Genomic DNA, 8729 nt, shown 5'->3' on the forward strand with positions numbered 1-8729 from the left:
CCGGCACAAGGCCGGACCTGACGATCGGCGCGCGGGACGCGAGCTAGGGTTGTCAAGGTGTCCACCGCCCGCGCCGAGCGCCTGGTCAACCTGGTGCTCGCTCTGCTGTCCACCCGGCAGTTCCTGACCGCCGAGCGGATTCGCGGGATCGTGCCCGGATATGCCGACGCGGCGACCGACGAGGCGTTCTCGCGGATGTTCGAGCGGGACAAGACCGAGCTGCGCGAGCTGGGCATCCCGCTGGAGACGGGCCGCAACTCCGTCTTCGACCCCATCGAGGGCTACCGCATCGCGCGCAGGGACTACGAGCTGGGGGAGATCGAGCTGGCCCCGGACGAGGCCACGGCGGTGGCGCTCGCCGCGCGGCTGTGGGACTCCCCGGAGCTGACCGGGCAGGCACACGGCGCGCTGGTGAAGCTGCGCGCCGCCGGGGTGGAGGTCGACGAGCACGCCGCGCCGGTCGTGGAGCCCCGCGTGCACACCGAGCCCGCGTTCGCCCCGCTGCTCGCGGCCGTGCAGCGCGGCCAGGTGGTGCGCTTCGACTACCGGCGCTCCGACTCGCCGGAACGCCGCGTGCGCACACTCGAACCGTGGGGCGTCGTGTCGTGGCGGGCCCGCTGGTACGTCGTCGGCCATGACCGCGACCGCGACGCGCCCCGCTGCTTCCGGCTCTCCCGCATCACCGGCGAGGTGCGCACCGTCGGCAAGCCCGGCGTCGTCAGCCGCCCTCCCGACGTCAACCTCCTCGAGTTCGTGGCAGGCACGTCCACCAGGCAGGAGCCCGCGCCGACGACGAGAGCGCGGCTGTGGCTCGCCAGGGGCAGGGCCGCGGGCATCCGGCGGCACGCGCGGATCGTCGGCTCGCTGACCGTCGGCGACGCCGAGGGCGACGTCGTGGAGGTCGACCTGCACTACCCGGAGAGCGCGGCGGACTGGATCGCCGGGCACGGCCCCGACGTGCTCGTGCTGGAGCCGGACGTGCTGGCCAAGGCGGTGCGCGACCGGCTGGAGCGCGTGGTGCTGGGGGCGGGCGCATGAGCGGTTCCACCGAGCGGATGCCGAGGCTGCTCGCACTCGTGCCGTACCTGCTGGCGCGGCCGGGCATCAAGATCGAGCAGGCCGCCCAGGACTTCGACGTCAGCGCCAAACAGCTGCGCAAGGACCTCGAACTGCTGTGGATGTGCGGCCTTCCCGGGTACGGCCCCGGCGACCTGATCGACCTCTCCTTCGACGGCGACACGGTGTCGGTCACCTTCGACGCGGGCATGCGCAGGCCGCTGCGGCTCACCGGTGGTGAGGCGAGCGCGCTGGTGATCGCACTGCGCGCGCTCGGCGAGACCCCCGGCGTGGTCGACACCGACGCCGTGCGCAGGGCGATCGCCAAGATCGAGGCCGCCGCGGGCGACGCTCAGCCCGCGGGCGTCGTGGTGGGCATGGGCGTGCGCGAGCGCGAGGCGACCGCGCGCACCCGCGAGGTCGTGCGCGAGGCGCTGCAGGAGGGCCGGGCGCTGCGGATGCGGTACTACACGGCGTCCAAGGACGAGGTCAGCGACCGCACGGTCGACCCGATGCGGCTGCTCATCGTGCAGGCCAACAGCTATCTGGAGGCGTGGTGCCGCAGGGCCGGCGCCGTGCGGCTGTTCCGGCTGGACCGCGTGGACGAGCTGGAGGTGCTCGACGAGCCTGCCGACCCGCCCGCCGAGGCCGAGCCGCGCGAGGTCTCCGCGGGCGTGTTCGCTCCGCACGAGGACTATCCCGAGGCCGTGCTCGTGCTGGAGCCGGACGTGCGCTGGATCGCCGAGTACTACCCGTGCGAGGAGCTCGCGGAGCTCGACGGCGGGCGGCTGCGGGTGCGGATGCGCTACGGCGACGAGTCCTGGATGGTGCGGCTCGTGCTGGGCAGGGGAGAGGGCGTCCACGTCGAGAGCCCGGAGTCGCTGGCGCAAGCTGTTCGACAGCGGGCCGCCGACGCGCTGGCCCGGGCGCGTCACCTCCCGGTTACCTACGGCCAGTAAGGTGACGGCGTGTTCTACGTGCTGAGCGGCGCCCTGGTCGCGCTCGGAATCCTGGTGCTCGGCATCGTCGCCGTCCGGCTGGTGGGAGCCTTGCGCCGCTACAGCCGGACGGCGAGCATGGTTGCGGCGAGCACCCAGGACCAGGCCGGCCTCCTACGGGCGCGGGCGGCCGCCGTCGGCGTGGCGCTCGCGCGGCGACGCGGTTCTTCGCTCACACACAACGAAAAAGCCAGTACGATCGATCCTGAACGAGTTAAGGGAGGCCACTGATGGGTGCACTGCAGCCGTGGCACTTGATCATTTTGGTCCTTGTGGTGGTTCTGCTGTTCGGCGCCAAGCGGCTCCCGGACGCGGCCAGGTCGATCGGCAAGTCCATGAAGATCTTCAAGGCCGAGACCAAGGACATGCGCGAGTCCGGCGAATCGGACACCACCACCGCCACCGCCGAGGCCGAGACCAGGCAGCTGCCCTCCTCGTCGGCCACCGCAGCGGCCCAGGACAAGGACCAGCAGCTCGCTGACCTGCAGCGGCAGCTCGACGAGCTGAAGAAGCAGCAGCAGCCCAACGCCACCGCCGATCAGGCGCCGAAGAACGCCGGCTGACCGATCGACTGACGAGAACGGAAGCTCTCCGTGGCGGACTCCTCCGAGAAGCGCGAAGGCCGCCAGAGCAAGCGGCGGAACCGAAGCCGTCGGCACAACCCCGACGGCACGATGACGCTCATCGAGCACATCTACGAGTTCCGCCGCCGCCTCGGCTACGCGCTGCTGGCCCTCGTCGCCGGCGGCATCCTCGGGTTCCTCTGGTTCGGCAACAGGATCGGGCCCATCCCGTCGCTCGGTGACATCGTCACGGGCCCGTACTGTGCGATACCCGCCGAGCAGCGGTACCCGAGGGGCGGTGAGTGCCAGCTGCTCCAGACGGTGCCGTTCGAGGCCTTCATGATCCAGCTGCGGGTGGGCCTCACGGCGGGTGCCGTGCTGTTCGCGCCCGTGTGGCTCTACCAGCTGTGGGCGTTCATCGCGCCGGGGCTCTACTCGAAGGAACGCAAGTACGCGCTGACCTTCGTGGGCTTCGCGAGCGTGCTGTTCGCGGGCGGCGCGGTGCTGGCCTACCTGATGGTGCCGCACGCGCTGGAGCTGCTCACCAACTTCGGCGGTGGCGAGTTCGCCACCTGGTTCACCGGTGACCGCTACATCTCGTTCGTGCTGTCGCTGCTGCTCATCTTCGGGGTGAGCTTCGAGCTGCCACTGCTGATCGTGATGCTCAACCGGGTGGGCATCGCGCGGTACGAGCTGCTCAAGAAGTGGCGGCGGGGGATCATCTTCCTGCTGTTCGTGTTCGCCGCGTTCGTCACGCCTGCCGACCCGTTCTCGATGATCGCGCTCGCCGGTGCGCTGACCCTGCTGTTCGAGTTCGCGTTGCAGCTCACCCGCCTGCACGACCGCAAGCTGGAACGGCAGCGCGGCGAGGAGGGCTGGGACAAGCTCGCCGACGACGAGGCGGCGCCGTTCGACTACACGCCGAGCACCATCGACGACGAGCCCGCGAAGCCGACGAAGGCCGCCAGCACCGACGACGTCACCTAGCGAGTGTTGCCGGACGGGCTCTGCGTGGCGGCGCGGCCCACCCCAAGCGGCTCCGCCGCTTCTGAAAGGACGTAGCGGGCGATGGGACTGCATGCGGCGCTGGCCGTGCATCCCGACTCCGGGAAGGGCGCGGCGGCCCGCATCGCGGGCACCGTCGCCGCCCGCCTTCGGGACCACGTCGACCGGCTCGACCTCCTCGCGGCCAACACCGTCGAGCAGTCGCGGGCGCTGATGGACCGCTCGCACGCCGAGGGCCTCGACGCGCTCGTCGTGCTCGGCGGTGACGGCGCGGCGCACCAGGCCGTCCAGTTCTGCGCCGGCACCGGTGTCGCGCTCGGGCTCGTGCCGTCCGGAACGGGCAACGACCTCGCGCGCGCACTGGGCTTGCCGGCCGATCCGCTCGCCGCCGTGGACGCTCTGATCGCGGCGCTGCGCCAGCGGCGGAGCCACCGCATCGACCTCGGCAGGGTGGGCGAGAACTGGTTCGGCACCGTGTTGTGCGCCGGGTTCGACGCGGCCGTCAACGAGCGGGCCAACCGCATGCGGTGGCCGAGCGGTCCCCGCCGCTACGACCTCGCGATCGTCGCCGAGCTCGCGGCGTTCCGCACCCGCCGCCTCGTCGTGCGCACCGACCGGGACGAGCTCGAGCTGCCCGCCGTGCTGGCCGCGATCGGCAACACCGGCTTCTACGGCGGAGGGGTGCCGATCTGCCCTGACGCCGACCCCGGCGACGGGCTGTTCGACGTCACAGTGGTGGGCGACGCCGACCGTCGCGAGCTGGTGCGCCTGCTGCCGAGCCTGCGCACGGGCAGGCACGTCACGCATCCCGCCGTCACGACGCTGCGGGCCCGCGAGGTGACGCTGTCCGGCAACGACTGGCCCGTCTACGCCGACGGCGAGCCGCTCGGCCGCGTGCCGGTATCGGTCACGTGCGTTCCCGGGGCACTCGCTGTTCTCGGCTGAGCGCCGACCACTTCAGCCGCTCCCGCTCCGCCCTCGGCAGCCCGGCGACCACCAGGTCGTAGGAGTCCTCGATCAGGTCGCGCACCAGCTCGTCCGGCACCGAACCGTCCAGCACCACCGTGTTCCAGTGCCGCTTGTTGAGGTGGTAACCGGGCGTGATCGCCGGGTGCGTCGCGCGTAGCTGCACGGCCAGCTCCGGCTCGCACTTGAGGCTCACCCGCAGCGGTGTCGCGTCCAGCCTGCTGATCGCGAAGATCTTTCCGGCCACCTTGAAGACGCTGTTCGACTCGTCGAACGGGAACTCCTCGCGCGCGCCGGTGAACCCGAGACACGTCGCCTTCAGCTCCTGCGGAGTCACGCACCCAGGGTAGATGTGGCGAGATCGCCCACCGCATGCGAGCCCCCACGGCCATATGGAACCCTGGCGCCGTGGACTCATCCACTTCTCCCAGCCCGGCCGAGGCCTACGTGGCCGCCCGCCGGCGCGGCAAGTACCCCAGGCTGGCCGACTTCGCCGCGCAGGTGTCCTTCGAGTTCGACGACTTCCAGGTCCGCGGCTGCGAGGCGCTCGAGGACGGTCACGGCGTGCTCGTCTGCGCCCCGACCGGCGCGGGCAAGACCGTCGTCGGCGAGTTCGCGGTGCATCTGGCGCTGGCCGAGGGCCGGAAGTGCTTCTACACGACGCCCATCAAGGCGCTGTCGAACCAGAAGTACGCCGACCTCACCGCGCGCTACGGCTCCGAGCAGGTCGGCCTGCTCACCGGCGACACCGCGATCAACGGCAACGCCCAGGTCGTGGTGATGACCACCGAGGTCCTGCGCAACATGCTCTACGCGGGTTCCTCCACGGTGAACGACCTCGGCTACGTGGTGATGGACGAGATCCACTACCTCGCCGACCGCTTCCGCGGGGCCGTGTGGGAGGAGGTGATCCTGCACCTGCCCGAGTACGTGCGGGTGGTGGGACTGTCCGCGACCGTGAGCAACGCCGAGGAGTTCGGCGAGTGGCTCGTCGCCGTCCGCGGCGACACCACGGTGGTGGTCGACGAGCACCGCCCGGTGCCGCTCTGGCAGCACATGCTGGTCGGCAACCGCCTGCTGGACCTGTTCGTCGGCGAGGAGCACGGCGGCGGCGAGGCCAGGATCAACCCGCAGCTGCTGCGCCGGGTCGAGGACGTCGCCAGGATGCACGCCCCGGCCGGGCTGCGCGGGCCGCGGGGCAGGCGAGGCCAGCCGCCGCGCGCCCCCCGCTACCGCCCGCCGTCGCGGGTCGACGTGATCGACCGGCTCGACCGCGCCGGCCTGCTGCCCGCGATCGTGTTCATCTTCTCCCGCGCCGGGTGCGACGCGGCGGTCGGCCAGTGCCTGCACTCCGGCGTGCGGCTCAACACGCCCGAGGAGGTTGCCGAGGTCCGCCGGGTCGTCGACGAGCGCACCGCCGAGCTGCCCGAGTCCGACCTCGGCGTGCTCGGCTACTGGGAGTGGCGCGAAGGCCTCGAACAGGGCGTCGCGGCCCACCACGCCGGGCTGCTGCCCGCGTTCAAGGAGACCGTGGAGGAACTGTTCGTCCGCGGCCTCGTCAAGGTCGTCTTCGCCACCGAGACGCTAGCGCTGGGCATCAACATGCCCGCGCGCACGGTGATGCTGGAGCGGCTGGTCAAGTACAACGGCGAGGCCCACGTCGACCTCACACCCGGCGAGTACACCCAGCTCACCGGCCGGGCGGGCAGGCGGGGCATCGACGTCGAGGGGCACGCCGTCGTGCTGTGGCAGCCAGGGGTCGACCCGCGTCAGGTCGCCGGGCTCGCCTCGACGCGCACCTACCCGCTGCGCTCGTCGTTCCGGCCCGGCTACAACATGGCGATCAACCTCGTCGGACAGTTCGGGGCCGAGGAGGCTCGCGAGCTGCTGGAGCAGTCCTTCGCGCAGTTCCAGGCCGATCGCGCCGTGGTCGGCACGGCGCGCCGCATCGAGCGCAACAAGGAGGCGCTCGATGGCTACGCCGAGGCCGTCAGCGGCGACTTCGACGAGATGCTGTCCTACGTCGAGCTTCGCAAGAAGATCTCCGAGCGGGAGAAGCTGCTCGCCAGGCAGAACTCGGCCACCCGCCGTGCCGAGACCGCGCGGTCGCTGGAGAAGCTGCGCAAGGGCGACGTGATCTCGGTGCCCCAGGGCAGGCGCGCCGGGCTGGCCGTGGTGGTGGATCCCGGCGTCGACCCGCTGCACGAGCCGAGGCCCGTCGTGGTCACCGAGGACCGGTGGTCGGGGACGCTTTCGGTGTCGGACTTCCCGGCTCCGGTGGAGTCGCTCGGCCGCGTCAAGCTGCCCAAGCACGTGGAGCTGCGCTCGCCGAAGACGCGCCGCGACATCGCCTCCTCGCTGCGCAGCACCGGCATCACGCGGCCACCGCGCGAGCGGCGCCGCTCCGGCGCCAACGAGGACGGCGAGCTGGCCGCCCTGCGCAGGGCCCTGCGCGCGCACCCGGCGCACGGACTCGCCGACCGCGAGGCGAGCCTGCGCTGGGTGGAGCGGCACCAGCGGCTCGCCGCCGAGACCGCGCAGCTGGAACGCAAGGTGGCCGCCACGACCCATTCGCTCGCGAGGGCGTTCGACCGGATCCGCGCGCTGCTGGCCGAGCGCGGCTATCTTGGCGAGAACGGCGACGAGGTGACCGACCACGGCCGCCTGCTCGGCAGGCTCTACAGCGAGTCGGACCTGCTCGCCGCGGAGTGCCTCCGGCACGGCGTGTGGAACGGCCTGACCCCGCCCGAGCTCGCCGCGGTGGTCTCCGCTCTCGTGTACGAGGCGCGCCGCGACGCGGCCGCCGAGCCCAGGCTGCCGACGGGCGGAGGGGTGCCCAATGCCTGGCAGGAGACCGTGCGGATCTGGACCGACCTGGTCGAGGACGAGCGGCGGCACCGGCTCGACCGCACCAGGGAGCCCGACGCCGGGTTCGCCTGGCCGGTGTACCGCTGGGCCCGCGGCGAGTCGCTGGAGAAGGTGCTCACCGCGGCCGAGGTGAACGGCCAGGAACTGTCCGCGGGAGACTTCGTGCGCTGGTCGCGGCAGGTCATCGACCTGCTCGACCAGCTGAGGACCGTGCTCGGCAGGGACCATCAGGTGGGGGCCGCCGCGGCCAAGGCGGTGCGCTCGCTGCGCCGCGGGGTCGTCGCGGCGGGCGAGGTCTGATCCCGGTCCGGTCTCTCCGGCGCGCCCTTCACGTGTGCGCGACGGTGCTCTGTGGTTGGATCGCGCACGACGTGGTGGCAGGAAACGTTCAAGGCGGACTGGCGGAGGCGACACGATGAGCACCCCGTACGGAGGCAACGACCCTCAGCAGTGGGGGCAGCAACCGCCATCGGGCACCCCGTCCGGCGGCTTCCCGAGCCAGGGCGGCTACGGCCAGCAGCCGCAGTACGGCCAGCAGCCCGGTTACGGGCAACAGCCCCAGTACGGGCAGCAGCCGGGCTACGGCCAGCAGCCCCAGTACGGGCAGCAGCCGGGTTACGGGCAGCCGCAGCAGCCGCAATACGGGCAGCAGCCCGGCTACGACCCCGCGCAGTACGGCCAGCCGCAACAGCAGCAGCCCTACGGCCAGCAGCCCCCGTACGGGCAGCCGCAGCAGCCGGGGCAGTTCGACTACGGCCAGCAGGCCCCGTTCGGCACGCCGCCGGAGAAGAAGACCGGCAAGGGCCTGTGGATCGGGCTCGGCGCGCTCGTGGTCGTGGTGGCCGCGGCGGCGGTGGTGCTGTTCTGGATCCCGGGCATCCTCGTGTCGAAGGTGTTCGACAACCAGACCATGCAGAACGACATCCAGCGTGTGCTCACCGACAGCTACGGCGTCGAGAGCGTGGAGAGCGTGAGCTGCCCGGCCGACCAGCCCGTCGAGGTCGACAGCACCTTCCAGTGCGACGTGACCGTCGGCGGCGAGCAGCAGGCCGTGACGATCAAGGTCAAGAGCGAGGACGGCCACTACGAGGTCGGAGCCCTCGAACCCAAGAACTAGGCTCGCCAACCGCAGTGAAGGCCACCATGCCTGCGCCCGCCCGTCTCCCCCCACCACCCAAGCGGAGGCGCTGCGCGCCGCTGTGCCGTTCAGCGCAGTGAAGGATGCTCCTATAGAGGTCAAGTGGTGAGGTTGGCGAGGTCGGCTTGGATGGCG

9 protein-coding genes are annotated in these 8729 nt (G+C 71.7%); 8 read left to right on the forward strand and 1 reads right to left on the reverse strand.

Annotated elements, in window-relative coordinates:
* Nucleotides 1-57 precede the first annotated feature (57 nt).
* From FCN18_RS14365 to FCN18_RS14390, 6 genes are all read left to right on the forward strand, one after another.
* Nucleotides 58-1038, forward strand: coding sequence for a helix-turn-helix transcriptional regulator (locus FCN18_RS14365; protein WP_137095322.1), 981 nt, complete (start codon nucleotides 58-60; stop codon nucleotides 1036-1038).
* Nucleotides 1035-2015 carry a helix-turn-helix transcriptional regulator gene (locus tag FCN18_RS14370; RefSeq protein WP_112269114.1) on the forward strand — a complete coding sequence of 327 codons (981 nt, stop codon included), beginning with the start codon at nucleotides 1035-1037 and terminating at the stop codon, nucleotides 2013-2015. Before FCN18_RS14365 ends, FCN18_RS14370 begins: the two co-directional genes overlap by 4 nt.
* Before the next feature lie 9 nt (nucleotides 2016-2024).
* The gene (locus FCN18_RS14375) at nucleotides 2025-2285 is read left to right on the forward strand and encodes a bacteriophage holin (protein ID WP_112269116.1); all 261 of its coding nucleotides are present in this window, start codon (nucleotides 2025-2027) and stop codon (nucleotides 2283-2285) included.
* On the forward strand, nucleotides 2285-2617 hold the full coding sequence (gene tatA, locus FCN18_RS14380; RefSeq protein ID WP_113641458.1) for a Sec-independent protein translocase subunit TatA: 333 nt from the start codon (nucleotides 2285-2287) through the stop codon (nucleotides 2615-2617). Before FCN18_RS14375 ends, tatA begins: the two co-directional genes overlap by 1 nt.
* Before the next feature lie 30 nt (nucleotides 2618-2647).
* The gene (gene tatC / locus FCN18_RS14385; protein ID WP_137095323.1) at nucleotides 2648-3604 is read left to right on the forward strand and encodes a twin-arginine translocase subunit TatC; all 957 of its coding nucleotides are present in this window, start codon (nucleotides 2648-2650) and stop codon (nucleotides 3602-3604) included.
* A gap of 81 nt (nucleotides 3605-3685) precedes the next feature.
* Nucleotides 3686-4567, forward strand: coding sequence for a diacylglycerol/lipid kinase family protein (locus tag FCN18_RS14390; protein WP_137095324.1), 882 nt, complete (start codon nucleotides 3686-3688; stop codon nucleotides 4565-4567).
* Here FCN18_RS14390 and FCN18_RS14395 read toward each other — a convergent pair.
* A complete protein-coding gene (locus FCN18_RS14395) occupies nucleotides 4530-4925 on the reverse strand; it encodes an MmcQ/YjbR family DNA-binding protein (protein WP_113641460.1) in 396 nt (131 codons plus the stop codon). The genes FCN18_RS14390 and FCN18_RS14395 overlap by 38 nt on opposite strands.
* A 35-nt stretch (nucleotides 4926-4960) precedes the next feature.
* On the opposite strand from FCN18_RS14395, the gene FCN18_RS14400 reads away from it, so the two are divergent.
* Together FCN18_RS14400 and FCN18_RS14405 are read left to right on the forward strand one after the other, a co-directional pair.
* Nucleotides 4961-7756 carry a DEAD/DEAH box helicase gene (locus FCN18_RS14400; RefSeq protein ID WP_369973556.1) on the forward strand — a complete coding sequence of 932 codons (2796 nt, stop codon included), beginning with the start codon at nucleotides 4961-4963 and terminating at the stop codon, nucleotides 7754-7756.
* Between the two features lie 115 nt (nucleotides 7757-7871).
* Nucleotides 7872-8573 carry a DUF4333 domain-containing protein gene (locus FCN18_RS14405; RefSeq protein WP_112269129.1) on the forward strand — a complete coding sequence of 234 codons (702 nt, stop codon included), beginning with the start codon at nucleotides 7872-7874 and terminating at the stop codon, nucleotides 8571-8573.
* The last annotated feature ends 156 nt before the right edge of the window (nucleotides 8574-8729 follow it).

The organism is Prauserella endophytica, from assembly GCF_005146945.1.
GTDB lineage: Bacteria > Actinomycetota > Actinomycetes > Mycobacteriales > Pseudonocardiaceae > Prauserella_A > Prauserella_A endophytica.